The sequence below is a fragment of the Citrobacter sp. L55 genome, from assembly GCF_002850715.1.
Taxonomy (GTDB): domain Bacteria; phylum Pseudomonadota; class Gammaproteobacteria; order Enterobacterales; family Enterobacteriaceae; genus Citrobacter; species Citrobacter braakii.
Genome location: NZ_KZ559416.1, coordinates 1 through 21,762, shown reverse-complemented (window position 1 = coordinate 21,762; position 21,762 = coordinate 1). Strand labels below are relative to the sequence as shown.

19 protein-coding genes and 2 tRNA genes are annotated in these 21,762 nt (G+C 52.6%); 7 read left to right on the top strand and 14 right to left on the bottom strand.

Going from position 1 to position 21,762, the window contains the following annotated elements; translation table 11 throughout:
- Positions 1-188 precede the first annotated feature (188 nt).
- The 3 genes from rho to trxA form a co-directional block, all read right to left on the bottom strand.
- Positions 189-1,448, bottom strand: coding sequence for a transcription termination factor Rho (rho, locus tag B9P82_RS23725; protein ID WP_002437993.1), 1,260 nt, complete (start codon positions 1,446-1,448; stop codon positions 189-191).
- Positions 1,449-1,535: 87 nt separating this feature from the next.
- The gene (locus B9P82_RS23720) at positions 1,536-1,655 is read right to left on the bottom strand and encodes a rho operon leader peptide (RefSeq protein ID WP_049259789.1); all 120 of its coding nucleotides are present in this window, start codon (positions 1,653-1,655) and stop codon (positions 1,536-1,538) included.
- 130 nt (positions 1,656-1,785) lie between these two features.
- Positions 1,786-2,115, bottom strand: a complete 330-nt coding sequence (gene trxA, locus B9P82_RS23715) for a thioredoxin TrxA (RefSeq protein WP_001280776.1) — start codon at positions 2,113-2,115, stop codon at positions 1,786-1,788.
- A 143-nt stretch (positions 2,116-2,258) separates the two neighbouring features.
- Here trxA and rhlB point away from each other — a divergent pair, with 143 nt between their 5' ends.
- Together rhlB and gppA are read left to right on the top strand one after the other, a co-directional pair.
- Positions 2,259-3,527 (top strand): ATP-dependent RNA helicase RhlB, encoded by a 1,269-nt coding sequence (gene rhlB / locus B9P82_RS23710; protein WP_003829013.1) that lies wholly within the window; start codon positions 2,259-2,261, stop codon positions 3,525-3,527.
- Positions 3,528-3,535: 8 nt separating this feature from the next.
- A complete protein-coding gene (gene gppA / locus B9P82_RS23705; protein WP_016157837.1) occupies positions 3,536-5,020 on the top strand; it encodes a guanosine-5'-triphosphate,3'-diphosphate diphosphatase in 1,485 nt (494 codons plus the stop codon).
- A gap of 47 nt (positions 5,021-5,067) precedes the next feature.
- Here the strand turns inward: gppA and rep are convergent, their stop codons facing one another.
- Positions 5,068-7,089 carry a DNA helicase Rep gene (gene rep / locus B9P82_RS23700; protein WP_101701048.1) on the bottom strand — a complete coding sequence of 674 codons (2,022 nt, stop codon included), beginning with the start codon at positions 7,087-7,089 and terminating at the stop codon, positions 5,068-5,070.
- A gap of 145 nt (positions 7,090-7,234) precedes the next feature.
- Between rep and ppiC the strand changes: the two genes are divergently transcribed.
- A complete protein-coding gene (gene ppiC / locus B9P82_RS23695) occupies positions 7,235-7,516 on the top strand; it encodes a peptidylprolyl isomerase PpiC (protein WP_101701047.1) in 282 nt (93 codons plus the stop codon).
- A gap of 53 nt (positions 7,517-7,569) precedes the next feature.
- Here ppiC and ilvC read toward each other — a convergent pair whose 3' ends face one another.
- Positions 7,570-9,045, bottom strand: coding sequence for a ketol-acid reductoisomerase (gene ilvC, locus B9P82_RS23690; RefSeq protein ID WP_016157835.1), 1,476 nt, complete (start codon positions 9,043-9,045; stop codon positions 7,570-7,572).
- A 152-nt stretch (positions 9,046-9,197) separates the two neighbouring features.
- Between ilvC and ilvY the strand changes: the two genes are divergently transcribed.
- A complete protein-coding gene (ilvY, locus tag B9P82_RS23685; protein ID WP_016155102.1) occupies positions 9,198-10,100 on the top strand; it encodes an HTH-type transcriptional activator IlvY in 903 nt (300 codons plus the stop codon).
- Positions 10,101-10,275: 175 nt separating this feature from the next.
- A complete protein-coding gene (fabV, locus tag B9P82_RS23680) occupies positions 10,276-11,469 on the top strand; it encodes an enoyl-ACP reductase FabV (protein WP_049270475.1) in 1,194 nt (397 codons plus the stop codon).
- A gap of 63 nt (positions 11,470-11,532) precedes the next feature.
- Here the strand turns inward: fabV and ilvA are convergent, their stop codons facing one another.
- The 6 genes from ilvA to ilvL all read right to left on the bottom strand — a co-directional run bounded on the left by ilvA (position 11,533) and on the right by ilvL (position 18,181).
- Positions 11,533-13,077 carry a threonine ammonia-lyase, biosynthetic gene (gene ilvA, locus B9P82_RS23675; RefSeq protein WP_016157833.1) on the bottom strand — a complete coding sequence of 515 codons (1,545 nt, stop codon included), beginning with the start codon at positions 13,075-13,077 and terminating at the stop codon, positions 11,533-11,535.
- 5 nt (positions 13,078-13,082) lie between these two features.
- On the bottom strand, positions 13,083-14,933 hold the full coding sequence (ilvD, locus tag B9P82_RS23670; protein ID WP_101701046.1) for a dihydroxy-acid dehydratase: 1,851 nt from the start codon (positions 14,931-14,933) through the stop codon (positions 13,083-13,085).
- 156 nt (positions 14,934-15,089) lie between these two features.
- On the bottom strand, positions 15,090-16,019 hold the full coding sequence (locus B9P82_RS23665; protein ID WP_003829030.1) for a branched-chain amino acid transaminase: 930 nt from the start codon (positions 16,017-16,019) through the stop codon (positions 15,090-15,092).
- A gap of 17 nt (positions 16,020-16,036) precedes the next feature.
- A complete protein-coding gene (gene ilvM / locus B9P82_RS23660) occupies positions 16,037-16,300 on the bottom strand; it encodes an acetolactate synthase 2 small subunit (RefSeq protein ID WP_003018017.1) in 264 nt (87 codons plus the stop codon).
- A complete protein-coding gene (gene ilvG / locus B9P82_RS23655) occupies positions 16,297-17,943 on the bottom strand; it encodes an acetolactate synthase 2 catalytic subunit (protein WP_047499578.1) in 1,647 nt (548 codons plus the stop codon). Before ilvG ends, ilvM begins: the two co-directional genes overlap by 4 nt.
- Before the next feature lie 139 nt (positions 17,944-18,082).
- Positions 18,083-18,181, bottom strand: coding sequence for an ilv operon leader peptide (ilvL, locus tag B9P82_RS23650; protein ID WP_001311244.1), 99 nt, complete (start codon positions 18,179-18,181; stop codon positions 18,083-18,085).
- Positions 18,182-18,534: 353 nt separating this feature from the next.
- Between ilvL and B9P82_RS23645 the strand changes: the two genes are divergently transcribed.
- Positions 18,535-20,055, top strand: coding sequence for a YifB family Mg chelatase-like AAA ATPase (locus B9P82_RS23645; protein ID WP_101701045.1), 1,521 nt, complete (start codon positions 18,535-18,537; stop codon positions 20,053-20,055).
- Between the two features lie 25 nt (positions 20,056-20,080).
- Here B9P82_RS23645 and maoP read toward each other — a convergent pair whose 3' ends face one another.
- Complete coding sequence (gene maoP / locus B9P82_RS23640) at positions 20,081-20,419, bottom strand: macrodomain Ori organization protein MaoP (protein ID WP_003018025.1); 339 nt, start codon at positions 20,417-20,419, stop codon at positions 20,081-20,083.
- 106 nt (positions 20,420-20,525) lie between these two features.
- On the opposite strand from maoP, the gene hdfR reads away from it, so the two are divergent.
- Positions 20,526-21,371 (top strand): HTH-type transcriptional regulator HdfR, encoded by an 846-nt coding sequence (gene hdfR, locus B9P82_RS23635; protein WP_087121878.1) that lies wholly within the window; start codon positions 20,526-20,528, stop codon positions 21,369-21,371.
- A gap of 100 nt (positions 21,372-21,471) precedes the next feature.
- Here hdfR and B9P82_RS23630 read toward each other — a convergent pair.
- Together B9P82_RS23630 and B9P82_RS23625 are read right to left on the bottom strand one after the other, a co-directional pair.
- Positions 21,472-21,547: transfer RNA gene (locus B9P82_RS23630), tRNA-Trp, on the bottom strand.
- A 52-nt stretch (positions 21,548-21,599) separates the two neighbouring features.
- Positions 21,600-21,676 (bottom strand) — tRNA-Asp (locus B9P82_RS23625).
- Positions 21,677-21,762: the final 86 nt, after the last annotated feature.

The following is a 21,762-nucleotide window of genomic DNA, read 5'->3' as shown; positions in this document are numbered from 1 at the left end:
ATATTCAGAAGGGAAACCCGACTTCATACCCAATGGTTTTGTATAATTATCAACCACAAGAAACAGATTACGAATCTTTTTCTACTTGTTGGTACTTCATACCGTATTATCGTTATTGTGTCGTTAAGATTACAGCCACAAAAGCAAAACGCCACGTAAAAACGTGGCGTTTTCGGATGAGACCTGAATTACGAACGTTTCATCATGTCGAAGAAGTCGTCGTTAGTCTTGGTCATCGCCAGCTTGTTAATGAGGAATTCCATGGCATCAATTTCACCCATCGGATGGATGATTTTGCGCAGGATCCACATTTTCTGCAGCTCTTCCTGGGTGGTGAGCAGCTCTTCTTTACGGGTACCGGAACGGTTGTAGTCGATAGCCGGGAAGACGCGTTTTTCAGCAATCTTACGAGAGAGATGCAGTTCCATGTTGCCGGTACCTTTAAACTCTTCGTAGATAACTTCATCCATTTTAGAGCCGGTATCGATCAGCGCAGTCGCGATGATAGTCAGGCTACCGCCCTCTTCCACGTTACGCGCCGCACCGAAGAAACGCTTCGGACGATGCAAGGCGTTGGCATCAACACCACCGGTCAAAACTTTACCGGAAGCCGGAACCACGGTGTTGTAAGCACGCGCCAGACGGGTGATGGAATCGAGCAGAATGATAACGTCTTTCTTGTGTTCAACCAGACGTTTCGCCTTCTCGATAACCATTTCCGCAACCTGAACGTGGCGGGAGGCTGGTTCGTCAAAGGTAGACGCAACCACTTCACCTTTCACCAGACGCTGCATCTCGGTAACTTCTTCCGGACGTTCGTCAATCAGCAGCACCATCAGCACGCAGTCCGGATGGTTGTAAGCAATGCTCTGCGCGATGTTCTGCAGCAGCATGGTTTTACCTGCTTTCGGCGGAGCAACAATCAGACCACGTTGGCCACGACCGATCGGTGATGCCAGATCCAGTACACGCGCCGTTAAGTCTTCAGTAGAACCGTTACCACGTTCCATACGCAGACGAGAATTTGCGTGCAGCGGTGTTAAGTTCTCAAAGAGGATTTTGTTACGGGCGTTTTCTGGTTTGTCGTAGTTAACTTCGTTAACTTTCAACAGCGCAAAGTAGCGTTCACCTTCTTTCGGCGGGCGAATCTTACCAGAGATGGTATCACCAGTGCGGAGGTTGAAACGGCGGATTTGGCTGGGAGAAACGTAGATGTCATCAGGACCGGCGAGGTAGGAGCTGTCTGCAGAGCGGAGGAAACCAAATCCATCCTGCAATATCTCCAGCACACCGTCACCAAAGATATCTTCGCCACTCTTTGCGTGCTGCTTCAGGATGGCAAAAATAATGTCCTGCTTGCGCATACGAGCCAGGTTTTCAAGGCCCATATTTTCGCCGAGAGTGATCAGCTCAGAAACCGGCGTATTCTTTAATTCGGTAAGATTCATAATGGTGTGAGTTCTTAAACTTGGGGTAAATCTCGAACTTAATGTTGTGAATGGTATGGCAGGGTCATCCATGCCTGTTTACGGCCATCAACTCATGTCTGTTCGCTGTCTGGTCACAGGAAAGTACGCAGAACTGAAACGACAAGACGGATTGAGTGACAAGCCAGGAATCTGTCCACTTCTCGCGCGAGAAACAACGGGAAGTATTGGATATAACTAGATTCAAACTTAATAAGGTATGTTTAATACGAAGTCAACACTAACTTAGCACGACTCAAGTCGGGCGTCCAGTCATCCGAATCATTTCGAAGTATGGTCGCCCGATCATGAGACTTCCTTACGCTAAATTAGCGTCGAGGAATTCTTTCAACTGACCTTTGGATAGTGCGCCGACTTTAGTCGCCGCAACTTCGCCGTTTTTAAACAGCAGCAGGGTCGGGATGCCACGGATACCATACTTCGGCGCGGTGCCTGGGTTTTGGTCAATGTTCAGTTTAGCAACCGTCAATTTGCCCTGATATTCGTCAGCGATTTCATCCAGAATTGGAGCGATCATTTTGCACGGACCGCACCACTCTGCCCAGAAATCAACGAGGATAGCTCCGTCCGCTTTGAGTACATCCGTGTCAAAACTGTCGTCAGTCAGGTGAATAATTTTATCGCTCATATTAACTCCACAGGAATAAGCCTGGTGCGTTGGTGTACTCTTAATCAACGACGTGTTGATGTAGCATTAACCAACTAAAGGTTGACTTTATTTCACCGGATACGCTTTCGTAAAGCAATAGTAAGCTGATATTCTACCACACTATGAGCAAAACACATTTAACAGAACAGAAGTTTTCCGACTTCGCCCTGCACCCAAAGGTGATAGAAGCCCTTGAAAATAAAGGCTTTCATAACTGCACGCCCATTCAGGCCCTCGCGCTGCCGCTAACGCTGGCAGGTCGTGATGTTGCAGGGCAGGCGCAAACCGGTACCGGAAAAACGATGGCGTTCCTGACGTCAACGTTTCATTATCTTCTCTCTCATCCCGCGATTGCCGATCGCAAGGTGAACCAACCGCGTGCGTTAATTATGGCGCCAACGCGTGAGTTAGCCGTGCAGATCCACGCTGACGCCGAGCCGCTGGCACAGACCACCGGTTTGAAATTAGGCCTGGCTTATGGCGGCGACGGTTATGACAAACAGCTGAAAGTGCTGGAAAGCGGCGTCGATATTCTTATCGGCACGACCGGTCGTCTCATCGACTATGCAAAACAGAACCACATTAACCTGGGCGCGATTCAGGTCGTGGTGCTGGATGAAGCCGATCGTATGTACGATCTGGGTTTTATCAAAGATATCCGTTGGCTGTTCCGTCGTATGCCGCCAACCACCCAACGTCTGAACATGCTGTTTTCTGCAACCCTCTCTTACCGCGTTCGCGAACTGGCGTTCGAACAGATGAATAACGCCGAGTACGTTGAAGTCGAACCGGAACAGAAGACAGGTCACCGTATTAAAGAAGAGCTCTTCTATCCTTCCAACGAAGAGAAAATGCGTTTACTGCAAACGCTGATTGAAGAAGAGTGGCCAGATCGCGCCATCGTCTTTGCTAACACCAAGCATCGTTGTGAAGATATCTGGGGTAGCCTTGCCGCTGACGGTCATCGCGTCGGTCTGTTGACCGGTGACGTGGCGCAGAAAAAACGTCTGCGTATCCTTGATGAGTTCACCCGTGGCGATCTCGACATTCTCGTTGCGACGGATGTCGCCGCGCGTGGTCTGCATATCCCAGCCGTAACGCACGTATTTAACTATGACCTGCCGGATGACTGTGAAGATTACGTTCACCGTATCGGTCGTACCGGTCGCGCCGGAGCAAGCGGTCACTCTATCAGCCTGGCCTGTGAAGAATACGCGCTGAATTTACCAGCAATCGAGACCTATATCGGTCACTCAATCCCGGTCAGCAAGTACAACCCGGATGCGCTGATGACCGATCTGCCGAAGCCGTTACGCTTAACGCGTCCGCGCACAGGCAATGGCCCACGCCGTACCGGTGGTGCTCCGCGTAATCGTCGTCGTTCAGGTTAACGTTAGATATGCTCACAACCACTTCGCTGTACGCCGCAATTGATTTAGGCTCGAATAGTTTTCATATGCTGGTCGTACGCGAGGTGGCGGGAAGCATTCAGACGCTCACGCGTATTAAACGCAAGGTGCGTCTGGCCGCTGGCCTCAACAGCGACAACGTTCTTTCCGCTGAAGCTATGGAGCGCGGCTGGCAATGCCTGCGCCTGTTTGCTGAACGCCTGCAGGATATCCCTCAGCCGCAAATCCGCGTGGTCGCCACGGCAACATTACGCATCGCGGTAAACGCCGATGAGTTTATCGCCAAAGCGCAAGAGATCCTCGGCTGTCCTGTCCAGGTCATCAGCGGCGAAGAAGAAGCGCGGCTGATTTATCAAGGTGTTGCCCACACCACCGGCGGTGCCGATCAGCGTCTTGTCGTTGATATTGGCGGTGCCAGCACTGAACTGGTTACCGGCTCCGGCGCACAAACCACCTCTCTGTTCAGCCTGTCAATGGGCTGCGTCACCTGGCTCGAAAGGTATTTCACCAATCGTAATCTGGCACAGGAAAACTTTGACGAAGCAGAGAAAGCGGCTCGCGAAGTTCTGCGCCCGGTCGCCGACAAACTGCGTTTTCATGGCTGGAAAGTTTGCGTTGGTGCCTCTGGCACCGTCCAAGCGTTACAGGAAATCATGATGGCGCAAGGCATGGATGAGCGCATTACGTTGGCCAAGCTTCAGCAGCTTAAACAACGCGCAATTCATTGTGGTCGTCTGGAAGAGCTGGAAATAGAAGGGTTAACGCTGGAACGCGCACTGGTTTTTCCCAGCGGACTGGCCATTCTGATCGCCATTTTCACCGAACTGAATATTCAATGCATGACTCTGGCCGGCGGCGCACTACGCGAAGGTCTGGTCTACGGCATGCTGCACTTACCGGTTGATCAGGACATTCGCAGCCGTACGCTGCGTAATATTCAGCGTCGATTTATGGTCGACACCGATCAGGCGAATCGCGTCACGCAATTGGCTGTGCATTTACTCGAACAGGTGAAAGATGAGTGGCATCTTGAAGCTATTAGTCGTGAACTGCTGCAAAGTGCCTGTCAGTTGCATGAAATAGGACTGAGCGTAGAGTATAAGCAGGCGCCACTGCATGCCGCCTGGCTGGTACGTAATCTCGATCTCCCGGGCTTTACTCCCGCGCAGAAAAAACTGTTAGCCACGCTGTTGCTCAACCAAACTAATCCAGTCGATCTCTCTTCACTCCACCAGCAAAACGCTGTGCCACCACGCATCGCGGAGCACCTTTGCCGTTTGCTACGCCTGGCGATCATCTTCGCCGCTCGCCGTCGCGACGATTTAGTGCCACATATCACCCTGCAAGCTCAGGATGAGAATCTGACGTTAACGCTACCGGAAGGCTGGCTGGAACATCATCCATTAGGTACAGAGTTAATCGATCAGGAAATACAGTGGCAAAGCTATGTCCACTGGCCGCTGGAAGTGCATTAGATGCTGGCTGCCGGATAGCGCTTACGCTTATCCGGCCTACAAAAGACCTATTTCTCTTTGGCTTTTGCCATCATCGCCCGAATATTGGCAATGCTGGCCTGCCCTTTTTGCATCCGCTCCTCGGCACTCACCACTTTACGCTCCTGTTCCCAGATAACGTCATCTTGTGGTAGTTCCAACAGGAAACGGCTCGGTTCAGGTCGTACCAGTTCACCGTACTGACGGCGCTCTTTACACAGCGTGAAGATAAGTTCTTTCTGCGCACGTGTAATCCCGACGTAAGCCAGACGACGCTCTTCGTCGATGTTATCTTCATCGATGCTGCTCTGGTGCGGCAAAAATCCTTCTTCCATTCCCACCATAAATACGTACGGGAACTCCAGTCCTTTTGAAGCATGCAGCGTCATCAACTGCACCTGATCCAACTCCTCTTCGCTCTCTCCGCGCTCCATCATGTCGCGCAGGGTAAAGCGGGTAACGACCTGAGTCAGGGTCATTGGCTCTTCCAGCTCACTACCTTCCAGCATCTCCGTCATCCAGCTGAACAGCGTGTTGACGTTTTTCATACGCATTTCGGCCGCTTTCGGGCTCGGCGAGGTTTCATACAGCCAGGATTCGTAATCAATGCCGTGGATCAGATCGCGTACGGCGGCAACCGGCTCGCGCTCCGCCAGACGTTGAATTTCACCCAGCCAGTGCGTAAAGCGGGTCAGAGAATCATATCCGCGCCCGGTTAGCGTCTGGCTAAGTCCCATATCAAAGCTGGCGGTAAACAGGCTTTTATTACGCGTCATCGCCCATTCCCCCAACTTTTGCAGCGTGGCCGGACCGATTTCACGCTTTGGCGTATTTACGATGCGCAAAAATGCACTGTCATCATCCGGGTTGCTGAGCACGCGCAGATAGGCCAGCAGATCTTTAATCTCCGGACGTGAGAAGAACGACGTCCCGCCGGAAATTTTGTACGGGATGCGGTTCTGCATCAGAAACTTTTCGAACACTCGCGACTGATAATTACCGCGATACAGGATGGCGTAGTCTTTATACTGCGTCTTGTTCACAAAGTGATGGGCAATCAGTTCCCCGGTCACGCGTTCTGCTTCGTGCTCTTCATTATTCGCACTCAACACCTTCAGCTCAGCGCCGTAGCCAAGCTCAGAAAAGAGCCGTTTTTCAAAGACGTGTGGGTTGTTAGCAATAAGGATGTTCGCCGCCTTCAGGATACGCCCTGATGAACGATAGTTTTGCTCCAGCTTCACCACCTGCAGCGCCGGAAAATCTTTGCTTAACAGTACCAGGTTCTGCGGACGTGCCCCGCGCCAGGAGTAGATCGACTGATCGTCATCACCCACGACGGTAAAGCGCGCGCGTTTCCCCACCAGCAACTTCACCAACTCGTACTGGCTGGTGTTGGTATCCTGATATTCATCCACCAGCAGGTAGCGGATTCGGTTTTGCCAACGCTCACGTACTTCTTCATTGCGCTGCAACAGCAGCGTGGGGAGCAGGATCAGATCGTCAAAATCGAGGACGTTACACGCCTTCATATGCGCGTCATACAGACCATAGCAGTGGGCAAAAATACGATCGCGTTCACCCTTTGCACTGGCTGCCGCCTGCGCTGGGGTCATCAGATCGTTTTTCCAGTTGGAGATCGTTGAAATCAACTGTTGAAGGATAAGTTTATCGTCTTCAATTAGCCCTTCGGTCAATTCCTTAAGCAGGGCCACCTGGTCAGTATCATCAAACAACGAGAAGTTCGACTTCATCCCTAGCGCGGCGTATTCACGCTTAATGACATCCAGTCCCAGAGTGTGGAAAGTAGAGATCATCAACCCGCGCGCTTCTTTACGACCCAACGTTTGCGCCACACGCTCTTTCATCTCGCGCGCAGCCTTATTGGTAAAGGTTACTGCCGCAATATGCCGTGCCTGATAGCCACATTCACGGATCAGATGTGCGATTTTGTTTGTGATAACACGCGTCTTACCGGAACCCGCTCCCGCCAGCACCAGGCAAGGTCCGGTGACGAATTCGACGGCTTGTTGTTGTCCGGGGTTCAAACGCATAGAGGATTGCTCAATCTGTAAACACGGGGATGTGGATTGTAGCAGAAAGTGACGCCAGGGGGATCGGTCATAGCCCATCGTCGAAGACCATGGATTACATGCTACTATTGCGCCCTGATTTATCACTCAACTCAGAGCACAAACCATGGCAAAAACAGCATCAGCAGTGCATATCCTTGTTAAAGAAGAGAAACTGGCTCTAGATCTTCTGGAACAAATCAAAAATGGCGCCGATTTTGGTAAACTGGCGAAGAAACACTCTATCTGCCCGTCGGGCAAACGCGGCGGCGATTTAGGCGAATTCCGTCAGGGCCAGATGGTTCCGGCGTTTGATAAAGTGGTGTTCTCCTGCCCGGTGCTGGAGCTAACCGGCCCACTGCACACTCAGTTCGGTTACCACATCATTAAAGTGCTGTACCGTAACTAATAGAAAGCCCGGTGTGTTCAAACACCGGGCTTTTTTTGCCGAATGGCAGCCTCTTAGCCAGCTACAGCAATACGTTTCATATCAGTCATATAGCCACGCAGTTTCTGGCCAACTTTCTCGATAGCATGGCCACGAATAGCATCGTTCACGTCGCGCAGCTGCGCGTTGTCTACCGCACCTTCGGCAATGGCTTTGCCCAGATCCCCGGTTTGCAGGGTAGTCATGAACTCTTTCAGCAGCGGTACGCACGCGTAAGAGAACAGGTAGTTACCGTATTCTGCGGTATCGGAAATAACAACGTTCATTTCGTACAGGCGCTTACGGGCGATGGTGTTCGCGATCAGCGGCAGTTCGTGCAGTGATTCGTAGTAAGCAGACTCTTCGATGATGCCGGAATCCACCATGGTTTCAAACGCCAGCTCAACGCCAGCCTTCACCATCGCGATCATCAGCACGCCTTTATCGAAGTACTCCTGCTCGCCAATTTTTCCTTCAAACTGCGGCGCGGTTTCGAACGCGGTTTTGCCGGTCTCTTCACGCCAGGTCAGCAGTTTCTTATCGTCGTTGGCCCAGTCAGCCATCATGCCTGAAGAGAATTCGCCGGAGATGATGTCATCCATGTGTTTCTGGAACAATGGCGCCATGATCTCTTTCAGCTGTTCGGACAGCGCATAAGCACGCAGTTTCGCTGGGTTAGACAGACGATCCATCATCAGGGTGATACCGCCCTGCTTCAGCGCTTCGGTGATGGTTTCCCAGCCAAACTGAATCAGTTTTTCGGCGTAAGCCGGGTCAGTACCCTCTTCCACCAGCTTGTCGAAGCACAGCAGAGAGCCAGCCTGCAGCATACCGCACAGAATTGTCTGCTCGCCCATCAGGTCAGATTTCACTTCCGCAACGAAGGACGATTCCAGCACGCCTGCACGGTGACCGCCAGTGGCCGCAGCCCATGCTTTGGCAATCGCCATGCCTTCGCCTTTCGGATCGTTTTCCGGGTGAACGGCGATCAGGGTTGGAACACCAAAACCACGTTTGTACTCTTCACGCACTTCGGTACCCGGACACTTCGGCGCAACCATCACCACAGTGATATCTTTACGGATCTGCTCGCCCACTTCGACGATGTTGAAACCGTGGGAGTAGCCCAGCGCCGCGCCGTCTTTCATCAGCGGCTGTACGGAACGTACAACGTCGGAGTGCTGTTTGTCCGGGGTCAGGTTAACCACCAGATCCGCCTGCGGGATCAGCTCTTCGTAGGTACCTACTTTGAAGCCATTTTCGGTCGCTTTGCGCCAGGAAGCGCGCTTCTCAGCAATCGCTTCTTTACGCAGGGCGTAGGAGATATCCAAACCGGAGTCGCGCATGTTCAGGCCTTGGTTCAGCCCCTGAGCACCGCACCCGACGATGACCACTTTTTTACCCTGAAGGTAGCTTGCGCCATCGGCGAATTCGTCGCGACCCATAAAGCGACATTTGCCCAGCTGCGCCAGCTGCTGGCGCAGGTTCAGTGTATTAAAGTAGTTAGCCATGGTGATACCTCGTGATGTTGTACTGTCTTATTGTTCGGTTCGCGTTTCAGCGAGAATGAACCCACATTACAACAGGAAAATTATTGCGGAAATTGATATATTCACAACATCACATTGCAATATCTGCAACGTAGAAAATCGGAGGCTCGTCCGTGGATTTACGCGATCTGAAAATGTTCCTGCATCTGGCGGAAAGCCGCCACTTTGGCCGCAGTGCGCGGGCGATGCACGTCAGCCCCTCCACACTCTCACGCCAGATCCAACGGCTGGAAGAAGATCTCGGCCAGGCGCTGTTTGTGCGCGATAACCGTACGGTCACGCTGACCGAAGCAGGCGAAGAGCTGCGAGTGTTTGCCCAGCAGACGCTGTTGCAGTATCAACAATTGCGCCACACCCTCGATCAGCAGGGACCGTCGTTGTCGGGCGAGCTGCATATCTTCTGCTCGGTTACCGCCGCCTACAGCCACCTGCCGCCAATTCTCGACCGCTTTCGCGCCGAGCACCCCTCGGTTGAAATTAAGCTCACCACCGGCGATGCCGCTGATGCGATGGACAAAGTGGTCACCGGAGAGGCCGATCTGGCAATAGCGGGTAAGCCAGAGACGCTGCCCGGTGCTGTGGCATTCTCGATGCTGGAGAATTTAACGGTAGTGTTGATCGCACCAGCATTGCCTTGCCCGGTACGGAATCAGGTTTCGGTCGATAAGCCGGACTGGTCGACGGTGCCGTTTATCATGGCCGACCAGGGGCCGGTACGCCGCCGCATCGAACTGTGGTTCCGCCGTCACAAAATCAGCAACCCATCGATTTACGCCACGGTCGGGGGGCACGAAGCGATGGTCTCGATGGTGGCGCTGGGCTGCGGTGTGGCGCTGCTGCCGGAAGTGGTGCTGGAAAACAGCCCGGAGCCGGTACGGAATCGCGTGATGATTTTAGAACGCAGCGACGAAAAAACGCCGTTCGAGCTGGGCGTCTGCGCACCGAAAAAACGGCTGCATGAGCCGCTGATCGACGCGTTCTGGAAGATTGTTCTGGAGCGTAAATCCGCCGAGTAGCGCCAGCGTCAGGCCTAAAATCAGTGGTAGATTCAGTATTGGCGCTCCTTTTCTGTATAATGTCCCGTGCCATAATAGATGTGGGGGGCTTGTTAACCATCACGTTTAGCAAGCCAGAACAGACGGTGTCATTGCGCACTTGACAGCGAAAATACAAACTTAATTAGCCATCATTATGATAATCAAACCAAAAATTCGTGGATTCATCTGTACAACGACCCATCCGACTGGCTGCAAAGTCAATGTGGAAAAACAGATCGATTATGTGAAGAAAAACGGGAAAATCGCTAACGGCCCTTCCCGCGTGCTGGTCATCGGTGCTTCCACCGGTTACGGCCTTGCTTCCAGAATTTCCGCCGCGTTTGGCAGCGGAGCCGCCACTATCGGCGTATTTTTCGAAAAACCAGGCACGGAAACCAAGCCAGGTTCCGCGGGCTGGTATAACTCTGCAGCCTTCGATGAGGCCGCAAAACGTGAAGGTCTGTATTCCAAAAGCATCAACGGCGACGCGTTCTCCGACGAGTGTCGCGACGAAGTTATCAAACTGATCAAAGAAGACCTGGGTCAGATTGACCTGGTGGTTTATTCACTGGCATCTCCGGTACGTAAAATGCCGAAAACCGGTGAAATCGTCCGTTCTGCGCTGAAGCCAATCGGTGAGGTTTATACCTCTAAAGCGATCGATACCAACAAAGATCAGATCATAACCGCCAGCATTGAGCCGGCAACCGAAGAAGAAGTTCAGAACACCGTCACCGTTATGGGCGGCGAAGACTGGGAACTGTGGATGGGCGCGCTGAGCGAAGCAGGCGTGCTGGCTGACGGCGTGAAAACCGTTGCCTACTCCTACATCGGTACCGACCTGACCTGGCCAATCTACTGGCACGGCGCGCTGGGCAAAGCAAAAGAAGATCTCGACCGCGCGGCAGGCGCGCTGCGTAATCAACTGGCTCCGCTGAACGGTTCCGCTAACGTTGCTGTACTGAAATCCGTTATCACGCAGGCTTCTTCTGCTATTCCGGTGATGCCGCTGTACATCTCCATGGTCTTCAAGCTGATGAAAGAACAAGGCATTCATGAAGGCTGCATCGAGCAGATCAACCGTCTGATGACCACCAGCCTGTACGGCGATAAAGTGGTGCTTGATGACAACCAGCGTATCCGTATGGATGACTGGGAACTGCGTGAAGACATTCAGCAGGCATGCCGCGATCTGTGGCCGCTGATCACCACCGAAAACCTGGCGCAAAAAACGGACTATGCAGGATATAAGCAGGAATTCCTGAATCTGTTCGGTTTTGGTCTCGACGAAGTGGATTACGATGCGGATGTAAACACCGAAGTCGAATTCGAAGTCATCACGCTGTAATCTGCTGATACAGTTGCAAAAAGGGTTCATGTCTTTACATGAACCCTTTTTTAATGGCTGCCGCTAACCCGCCAGGAAGAACCTGAACGCCGGGTTATGCGTTTCATCATGACAGTCATAACCCAGTTCGTTCAGTCGCGTTTCGAAATCAGGTTCGTGCTCACCCAACTCAAACGCCGCCAGTACGCGACCATAATCGGTTCCGTGACTACGATAGTGGAACAACGAAATATTCCAGTGCGTCCCCAGGGTATGCAGGAATTTGAGCAACGCCCCCGGAGATTCCGGGAATTCGAAGCTGTACAGCCGCTCCTGCAAGGGTTTCGACGGGCGCCCACCGACCATGTAGCGCACGTGCAGCTTCGCCATTTCGTCGTCGGACAAATCCACCACGCTGTAGCCGCCCTCGTTAAGCAACTGGAGGATTTCCTTACGCTCTTCCAGCCCACGGCTCAGACGGACGCCAACAAAAATACAGGCGTCTTTCGCATCAGCAAATCGGTAGTTAAACTCGGTAACCGAGCGTCCTCCCAACAGCTGGCAAAACTTCAGGAAGCTGCCCTTTTCTTCCGGAATAGTTACTGCCAGCAACGCTTCGCGCTGTTCGCCCAGCTCGCAACGTTCGGAAACATAACGTAGGCCATGGAAGTTAACGTTAGCGCCGGAAAGGATATGCGCCAGACGTTCGCCGCGAATGTTGTGCTGGGCAATGTACTTTTTCATCCCCGCCAGCGCCAGCGCACCGGAAGGTTCCGCCACCGCGCGCACATCCTCGAACAGATCTTTCATTGCCGCGCAGATAGCGTCGCTATCGACAGTGATGATGTCGTCGAGATACTCCTGGCACAAACGGAAGGTTTCGTCGCCGATACGTTTCACCGCCACGCCTTCAGCAAAGAGGCCAACACGTGGAAGATCGACCGGTTGACCGGCATCCAGCGCCGCTTTCAGGCAGGCTGAGTCTTCAGCTTCAACGGCAATCACTTTGATCTGCGGCATCAGTTGTTTGATCAGCACCGCCACGCCTGCCGCTAATCCGCCACCGCCCACCGGCACGAATACACGATCAAGGTGGGCATCCTGCTGCAATAACTCCAGTGCCAGTGTGCCCTGCCCGGCAATCACCATCGGATGGTCGAACGGAGGAACCCAGGTAAAACCCTGCTGCTGCGACAGCTCAATCGCTTTGGCTTTGGCTTCATCAAAATTCGCGCCGTGTAACAGTACTTCACCACCGAAACCGCGAACGGCATCGACTTTGATATCAGCGGTAGCCGTAGGCATGACAATCAGCGCCTTCACACCTAATCGCGCAGAAGAGAAAGCTACGCCCTGAGCATGATTACCTGCCGATGCGGTGATTACCCCATGCGCTTTTTGCTCTTCGGTCAGACCGGCCATCATGGCATAGGCACCGCGCAGCTTGAAGCTGTGAACGGGTTGACGGTCTTCGCGCTTCACCAGAATCACGTTATCGAGGCGCGAAGAGAGTTTTTCCATTTTTTGTAGCGGTGTGACCTGCGCCGCTTCGTATACCGGCGCACGCAGCACTGCTCTGAGATACTCGGCGCCTTCTGGAGCGCCGGAGAGGGGTTGAGAATCCGCCATGGTCATTATCCCCCTAGTTTCGACTTATCGCGCACCGCACCTTTGTCGGCGCTGGTTGCCAGGCTGGCGTAAGCGCGCAGCGCAAAGGAGACCTGACGCTGACGATCTTTTGGCGTCCAGGCTTTGTCACCACGAGCTTCTTGCGCTTCACGGCGCGCAGCGATTTCCGCATCGCTCAGTTGCAGTTGAATGCCACGATTCGGGATATCGATAGCAATCATGTCGCCATCTTCGATAATTGCGATATTACCGCCGCTGGCCGCTTCAGGAGAAACGTGACCAATGGAAAGCCCCGAAGTACCGCCAGAGAAACGACCGTCGGTAATCAGCGCGCAGGCCTTACCGAGACCCATCGATTTCAGGAAGGTGGTTGGGTAGAGCATTTCCTGCATGCCTGGCCCGCCCTTCGGCCCTTCGTAGCGAATCACCACCACGTCGCCGGCAACCACTTTACCGCCGAGGATAGCTTCAACCGCATCGTCCTGGCTTTCATACACTTTTGCCGGGCCGGTGAATTTCAGGATGCTGTCATCCACACCAGCGGTTTTTACGATACAGCCGTTTTCCGCGAAGTTACCGTACAGGACTGCCAGGCCGCCGTCTTTGCTGTAAGCATGTTCCAACGAGCGAATGCAACCTTCTGCGCGGTCATCATCCAGGGTGTCCCAACGACAATCCTGCGAGAACGCCTGTGTGGTACGGATGCCAGCCGGACCTGCGCGGAACATTTTTTTCACCGCGTCGTCTTTGGTCAGCATAACGTCATAACTATCGAGCGTTTGAGGCAGAGTCAGTCCCAGCACGTTTTTCACGTCGCGGTTCAGTAGACCGGCGCGATCCAGCTCGCCTAAAATGCCCAGTACGCCGCCCGCGCGGTGCACGTCTTCCATATGGTATTTCTGCGTACTCGGCGCAACTTTACACAGCTGCGGGACTTTGCGGGACAACTTATCAATATCACTCATGGTGAAGTCGATTTCCGCTTCCTGCGCGGCCGCCAGCAGGTGCAGAACGGTGTTGGTGGAACCGCCCATCGCAATATCCAGCGTCATGGCGTTCTCAAACGCCGCCTTGTTGGCAATGTTGCGCGGCAGGGCTGAAGCGTCATCCTGCTCGTAGTAGCGTTTGGTCAGCTCGACTATGCGTTTACCTGCGTTGAGGAACAGCTCTTTACGGTCGGCGTGAGTCGCCAACAGCGAACCGTTACCCGGCTGCGACAGACCCAACGCTTCGGTCAGGCAGTTCATCGAGTTGGCGGTGAACATCCCGGAGCACGAGCCGCAGGTCGGACAGGCCGAACGTTCAACCTGCTCGCTCTGCGAGTCGGAGACTTTCGGGTCTGCGCCCTGAATCATCGCATCAACCAGATCAAGCTTGATGATTTGGTCAGAGAGCTTGGTTTTCCCGGCTTCCATTGGGCCGCCGGAAACAAAGATCACCGGAATATTCAGCCGCAGAGAGGCCATTAACATCCCGGGGGTGATTTTATCGCAGTTAGAGATGCAGACCATCGCATCGGCGCAGTGGGCGTTAACCATATATTCCACTGAATCGGCGATCAGCTCACGCGACGGCAGTGAATAAAGCATGCCGCCATGACCCATGGCGATACCATCATCCACGGCAATGGTGTTGAACTCTTTCGCCACACCGCCTGAGGCTTCGATTTGTTCGGCAACCAGCTTACCGAGATCGCGCAGGTGGACGTGGCCCGGCACAAACTGGGTAAAGGAGTTCACCACAGCGATAATCGGTTTACCGAAGTCATCATCGGTCATCCCGGTGGCGCGCCACAGTGCGCGGGCACCCGCCATATTGCGGCCGTGGGTGGTGGTAGCAGAACGATACTTAGGCATGCTTGATTAACTCCCGTCTGTCTTTCCCCTGCATATTTCACGCCGCAACTGAGGGCTGCCTCGCTCCCCCCAGTCACCTACTAAAGTAAGCTCCTGGGGCTCGCTGCGTTGCCGTCTTCCTGCAACGTGAACTATTTTGGGGTAATATTAATTTTGTTATTGATTTACTGAATCCAACCAGCCGTATTTATCTTCCGTTTCACCGGTGAAGAGGCCAAAGAAAGCCTGCTGGATGCGTTTGGTGACCGGACCGCAGCGGCCTTCGCCCACCTGAATACCATCGACGCTACGTACTGGGGTGATTTCGGCCGCGGTACCGGACATGAACACTTCGTCGGCCAGGTACAGCGATTCACGAGACAGCACTTGCTCACGCACTTCGATATCGAGATCTTTCGCCAGCTTAATGATCGCGTCACGGGTGATACCCGGCAGCGCGGAAGAGGTAAACGGCGGGGTAAACAGAATGCCGTCTTTTACTTCAAACAGGTTTTCGCCCGCGCCTTCGGAGATGTAGCCATTCACATCCAGCGCAATGCCTTCCTGGTAGCCATGACGACGCGCTTCACTACCCACCAGCAGCGAAGACAGATAGTTACCACCTGCTTTAGCAGCGGTAGGAATCGTGTTCGGCGCAACGCGGTTCCAGGAAGAAACCATCGCGTCGATCCCCTGCTCCAGCGCTTCAGCACCGAGGTAAGCCCCCCATGGGAACGCGGCGATTATCACATCAGTGGTATATCCCGCAGGCGGGTTAACGCCCATCCCTACGTCGCCAACAAACACCAGCGGACGGATATAGGCGCTGGTCAGGTTGTTTTTACGAATCACCTCACGGCAAGCTTCCATCAGCTCATCAACGCTCTGAGAAACGGGAAAACGATAGATCTTGGCTGAATCACGCAGACGCTGCATATGTTCGCGATGACGGAACACTACCGGCCCTTTGTGAGAATCGTAGCAACGGATCCCTTCAAATACAGAAGTACCGTAGTGCAGCGCGTGGGACATCACGTGGACCTTCGCGTCTTCCCAACGAATCATCTCGCCATTAGACCAAATGTAATCAGCTTTTTTCGTCGTCATTTTTCTTCCTTTTGCGCTCAGGCGCGGATTTGTTGTGATGTGGTTGTGCTCTGGCAGATAGCAACATGTGCAACATCTACCAGTTTACTTAACTGACTAAACAGTAAGTCGACCGACCGGGGGCTGGCAACGGTCAATTCGATATTTATATTCTGCGCATCGCTGGCGGCTTCCATATTCATGGAGCACACCTGAAAACCACGATGGCGTACCACGCGTAAAACACGTTCTAACGTTTCCGGATTGAAACGAGCCTCAACGGCGACCTGATGTTGCATCATGATAATTTCTCCAGCATTTCTGAGTTACTGGCGCCAGGTGGCACCAGAGGCCAGACATTCTCAAGTTCGTCGATTGAGACATGAAGCAAGTATGGCCCCTCGCTATTCAGCATGGTGTCGAGTGCCGCTTCAACCTGGTCTTTACGGGTGATGTGTTGACCAGGAATGCCGAAGGCTCTGGCCAACATGAGGAAATCGGGGTTATCGGTAAGGGTGGTTTCGCTATAACGTTCCTGGAAAAACAGCTGCTGCCATTGTCGCACCATGCCTAACCGCTGGTTGTCGAGTAAAACTATCTTCAGCGGCAACTGCTTGCGTTTTACGGTGCCCAATTCCTGTACATTCATCATGAAGGAACCGTCACCGGAGATACAGATTACCGTATCATTCGGGCGAGCAACCTGCGCGCCAACCGCTGCTGGCAGGCCAAAGCCCATCGTCCCCAGACCGCTCGACGTGATGAAGTTTTCAGGGCGAGTGTAGGTCATATGCTGTGCCGACCACATCTGATGCTGGCCAACATCCGTTGTCACTACACTATCCGCAGGTTTGCGATCGGATAACTGCTTTAACAACAGTGGCGCATAGATAGCTTCCCCCGGATGGTCGTAGCGCCAGGTATGTTCTGCGCGCAGTTCAGCGCTGTGCTGACGCCATTCGTCAATCTTCATCAATTGCTGTAATGCTGGCAGAAGAGAATTTAAATCCCCCTGCAGCGCCACGTGTGCCTGGCGCAGTTTGTTCATTTCCGCTGGGTCGATATCCATGTGGATTACGCTGGCGTTCGGTGCAAAGGTATTCAGCTTGCCAGTCACCCGGTCATCAAAACGTGCGCCAACCGCAATCAGTAAATCGCACTCTTGCACCGCGAAATTCGCGGCTTTAGTACCGTGCATTCCCAACATGCCCAAATAGTACGGGTAGTCAGCATCTACTGCGCCCAGACCTTTCAGCGTGCAGGCGACCGGCATTTGGGTTACCGCGATAAATTCACGCAGGGCCGGGACCGCCTGCGCCATACCTACGCCACCACCTACGTACAGGATGGGTTTTTGTGCCTGCGCCAGCATATTACGTGCCTGCTCAACGTCAGCGTGCGGAAACGTCTCTACGTTTTCGACGGTCGTAAAATATGGCTCCAGCGTACCGCTGGCTAATTGAATGTCTTTCGGGATATCAACCAGAACTGGACCCGGACGACCGGAATTCGCCACGGCGAAAGCCTCAGCCATGATACGCGGCAGTTCTTCGAGTGACTGTACCAGGAAGCTGTGTTTGGTGCAGGACAGAGACATCCCCAGCACGTCCACTTCCTGGAACGCATCCGTTCCGATGAAAGGTGATGCCACCTGACCGGTGATCGCCACCACTGGAACAGAATCTAACAGCGCATCGGCAAGGCCCGTGATCAGGTTGGTTGCGCCAGGGCCGGAGGTAGCGATACAAACGCCGGTTTTACCGGTCGCACGGGCATAGCCAATCGCCGCCATTGCCGCACCCTGCTCGTGTCGGCACAACAGGTGCTCTACGCCGCCGTCATACAACGCATCGTAAACCGGCATAATTGCGCCACCAGGATAACCAAAGACGGTTTGAACCCCTTGTGCACGCAACGCATGTACCACCCACTGTGCCCCATTCATAGTTACATCCCCGCCGTAAATCTTGAGAAACAGAATTTTATGCTACCGTTCACTTTCTGCTCCTCGTGTATGTTTTTAAGGTCAAAAAAAACCCCCGGACCTTTCGGTGCGGGGGTCTTAGTTCGTTAAGGCTTGTTTTCTAAGCCTTTCCTCGTCCAAGTGCAGCCCCGCACGGTGGGATAATAATCACCACCACGCTAATCACGACCAGGCTAATCACTCGTAGAAGGGCTGTCATTTTTGTATTTTCTTGCATCTTGTTCGAAGGAATACCTAAAGAGTTACCATAGAATTTGCAAATGACACAAGATATTTTTTTATTCGTTTTTCTGACGTCGTTAACGGTTTAGATAAATACCGTTGTTTTTTATACAAAAAAATCAAAAATGAAAATATTTCACGCTTCAGGCGATCATCGGTAACCCGATCCCCAATACAAACACCATTCAAAAGCATTTGCGGGCGTCATTCCAGGCTTAATGCAAGCAGTTATACGTTGCGCAAAAATACGGGAATCAGCATCTAAAAACCGTAATTATGTGAAATCTTGCCGCGATGTATTGCGACATAATACTTTTATCAGGAGAAATTATGTCACTATCGATTGTTCACACACGCGCCGCGCTAGGCGTGAATGCGCCAGCCATTACCATCGAGGTACATATCAGCAACGGCCTGCCTGGTTTAACCATGGTGGGGCTGCCCGAAACGACGGTGAAAGAGGCTCGCGATCGGGTACGCAGTGCGATTATTAATAGCGGTTATGAATTCCCGGCAAAAAAGATAACTATAAACCTCGCTCCGGCCGATCTCCCGAAAGAAGGGGGGCGATATGATTTACCTATCGCTGTTGCGCTTCTGGCCGCTTCTGAGCAGCTTACACCCCACAATCTCGACACCTACGAGCTGGTAGGTGAATTAGCGCTTACAGGCGCGCTACGCGGCGTTCCCGGCACGATATCAAGCGCAACCGAGGCCATTCGTGCAGGCAGGCGAATTATTGTCGCAAAAGAGAATGCCGCTGAAGTTGGACTGATACACGGCGAGGGGTGCCTGATCGCCGATCACCTGCAGACCGTATGCGCATTTCTCGAAGGTAAGCATGATTTAGACAGGCCATCATCCGCAGATTTTACGCCTAACGCATTAGCTGATGATCTGAGCGATGTTATCGGCCAGGAACAGGGTAAACGCGGGCTGGAGCTTACCGCAGCAGGCGGCCACAACCTCTTGCTCATCGGCCCGCCGGGTACGGGAAAGACTATGCTAGCCAGTCGACTCAGAGGGCTGCTCCCTCCACTTAGCAACGATGAAGCGCTGGAAAGTGCCGCGATACTCAGTCTGATCCATTCCGACACGATACAAAAACAGTGGAAGCAACGCCCTTTTCGCTCGCCACATCACAGTGCTTCATTAACCGCCATGGTCGGTGGAGGCTCTATTCCTGCGCCAGGAGAGATCTCTTTAGCGCACAACGGCATACTGTTTCTGGATGAACTACCCGAGTTTGAGCGGCGCACGCTGGATGCACTGCGCGAACCCATCGAGTCCGGGCAGATCCATCTATCCCGCACCAGAGCAAAAATAACCTATCCCGCACGCTTTCAACTCATAGCTGCGATGAATCCAAGCCCGACGGGCCATTATCAGGGGAACCATAACCGCTGTACCCCAGAACAGACGCTGCGCTACCTAAATCGATTGTCAGGTCCATTTCTTGACCGCTTCGACCTCTCCCTCGAAATTCCCCTACCGCCGCCCGGTATACTCAGCCAGAGCGCGATGAAAGGGGAAAATAGCGCAACGGTGAAGCAACGTGTTATGGCAGCGCGAGAGCGTCAGTATCAGCGGCAAAATAAGTTAAACGCACATCTGGACAGTCAGGATATCCATAAATACTGCCTACTGCGTAGCGACGATGCACAGTGGCTTGAAGAAACGCTCGCGCATCTCGGATTGTCTATCCGCGCCTGGCTGCGCCTGATTAAGGTCGCTCGAACGATTGCGGATATCGAACAATGTGATCACATCTCTCGCCAGCATTTACAGGAGGCCGTTGGGTACCGAGCGATAGACAGGTTACTCATTCATCTGCAGAAACTACTGACATAAAAAAAGGGCTTTCGCCCTTTTTTTATTAATCATCAGATTCGGTGTAGTCTTCTGCGCCTTCCACCTGAGGTTTCCCACCCGATAAGGTGTGGAAGCGTTTTGGACGCTTAATACGCGTCATATATTTAGACCACACACGTTCAGCTTCGGTAACCGGCTCACGTTCACCACGGCATACCGCAACAAACAGTTTTTCTTCTTCAGTTACCGGCTCACGCTTGCCCAGATCCAGCTCGTTGAAAGCATAACCGTGACGCTCAAGCAGTTGTGCTTCTTTAATGGTGAAATCACCATGACGGGAGAATCCGCGGGGATAATATTTATTATCGAAATATCGATTAGTCGTCGTAAAGCTTTCCGCCATCCTGCACGCTCCTAATTCTTTGGCCGAGCTATTTATGGCGCGGAGTATTAGTTACGCTTGACAGAGCGTCAAACAAAAGATTTAAATCATAACGACAAATAATTTTATGGAGCGAGTTGTGGATACGGAATTGTTAAAAACTTTCCTGGAAGTTAGCCGGACACGCCACTTTGGCAGGGCTGCTGAAGCGCTCTACCTGACCCAATCAGCGGTTAGTTTCCGGATCAGACAACTGGAAAATCAATTGGGTGTAAACCTGTTCACCCGACACAGAAACAATATCCGTTTAACCGCTGCAGGTGAAAAATTATTGCCTTACGCCGAAACGTTGATGAATACGTGGCAGGCAGCACGTAAGGAAGTCGCGAATACCTCGCGGCATAACGAGTTTTCTATCGGTGCCAGCGCATCTCTCTGGGAGTGCATGCTTAATGACTGGTTGAAGCGTTTGTATCAATCTCAGGAGCCACAATCCAGCCTGCAGTTTGAAGCGAGGATCGCTCAACGCCAATCGTTAGTAAAACAGCTTCATGAACGACAGCTTGATCTACTGATTACTACCGAAACACCCAAAATGGACGAATTTAGCAGCCAACTGTTGGGATATTTCACGCTGGCGCTCTATTGCAGTTCTCCTTCGCAAACCAAAGATGAGCTGAATTATTTACGCCTGGAATGGGGACCCGATTTTCAACAACACGAAGCGGGACTAATAGCGGGAGATGAAGTGCCGGTACTCACCACCAGTTCGGCAGAATTGGCCAGGCAGCAACTTTCAGTGATTAAGGGCTTTAGCTGGCTTCCCGTCAACTGGGCCAAAACCAAAAGCGATCTCCATACGGTTACCGACAGTACAACGCTTTCACGTCCTTTATATGCAGTTTGGCTGCAAAACAGCGATAAAAATGGACTAATTTGCGATCTGCTGAGAACAGATATTCTGGAAAATTAAAGAAAATATAGGCAAGGATGCCGGGAGTAAAACAGCAGGAAGGCATAATTCAAATTGCAGGTAAAAAAAAATCCTTAGCAAAAATGCTAAGGATTGTTTCTGGCAGGGGCGGAGAGACTCGAACTCGCGACACCCGGTTTTGGAGACCGGTGCTCTACCAACTGAGCTACGCCCCTAAATTTTCTTATCATTAAGCCTGCTTGGTAGCAGGCTTAATTTTCTAATAAGTGGCGGAACGGACGGGACTCGAACCCGCGACCCCCTGCGTGACAGGCAGGTATTCTAACCAACTGAACTACCGCTCCACCGAATTTCTTTGTCACTACCCGGATTATTCATCCCGGTTTACTGCAATTTGATGCCTGGCAGTTCCCTACTCTCGCATGGGGAG

Excerpts from the sequence above, each read along its gene's own strand:
- rho (WP_002437993.1), bottom strand. The coding sequence starts at position 1,448 with ATGAATCTTACCGAATTAAAGAATACGCCGGTTTCTGAGCTGATCACT.
- trxA (WP_001280776.1), bottom strand. The coding sequence starts at position 2,115 with ATGAGCGATAAAATTATTCACCTGACTGACGACAGTTTTGACACGGAT.
- rhlB (WP_003829013.1), top strand. The coding sequence starts at position 2,259 with ATGAGCAAAACACATTTAACAGAACAGAAGTTTTCCGACTTCGCCCTG.
- gppA (WP_016157837.1), top strand. The coding sequence starts at position 3,536 with ATGCTCACAACCACTTCGCTGTACGCCGCAATTGATTTAGGCTCGAAT.
- rep (WP_101701048.1), bottom strand. The coding sequence starts at position 7,089 with ATGCGTTTGAACCCCGGACAACAACAAGCCGTCGAATTCGTCACCGGA.
- ppiC (WP_101701047.1), top strand. The coding sequence starts at position 7,235 with ATGGCAAAAACAGCATCAGCAGTGCATATCCTTGTTAAAGAAGAGAAA.
- ilvC (WP_016157835.1), bottom strand. The coding sequence starts at position 9,045 with ATGGCTAACTACTTTAATACACTGAACCTGCGCCAGCAGCTGGCGCAG.
- fabV (WP_049270475.1), top strand. The coding sequence starts at position 10,276 with ATGATAATCAAACCAAAAATTCGTGGATTCATCTGTACAACGACCCAT.
- ilvA (WP_016157833.1), bottom strand. The coding sequence starts at position 13,077 with ATGGCGGATTCTCAACCCCTCTCCGGCGCTCCAGAAGGCGCCGAGTAT.
- ilvD (WP_101701046.1), bottom strand. The coding sequence starts at position 14,933 with ATGCCTAAGTATCGTTCTGCTACCACCACCCACGGCCGCAATATGGCG.
- B9P82_RS23665 (WP_003829030.1), bottom strand. The coding sequence starts at position 16,019 with ATGACGACGAAAAAAGCTGATTACATTTGGTCTAATGGCGAGATGATT.
- ilvM (WP_003018017.1), bottom strand. The coding sequence starts at position 16,300 with ATGATGCAACATCAGGTCGCCGTTGAGGCTCGTTTCAATCCGGAAACG.
- ilvG (WP_047499578.1), bottom strand. The coding sequence starts at position 17,943 with ATGAATGGGGCACAGTGGGTGGTACATGCGTTGCGTGCACAAGGGGTT.
- ilvL (WP_001311244.1), bottom strand. The coding sequence starts at position 18,181 with ATGACAGCCCTTCTACGAGTGATTAGCCTGGTCGTGATTAGCGTGGTG.
- B9P82_RS23645 (WP_101701045.1), top strand. The coding sequence starts at position 18,535 with ATGTCACTATCGATTGTTCACACACGCGCCGCGCTAGGCGTGAATGCG.
- maoP (WP_003018025.1), bottom strand. The coding sequence starts at position 20,419 with ATGGCGGAAAGCTTTACGACGACTAATCGATATTTCGATAATAAATAT.
- hdfR (WP_087121878.1), top strand. The coding sequence starts at position 20,526 with ATGGAGCGAGTTGTGGATACGGAATTGTTAAAAACTTTCCTGGAAGTT.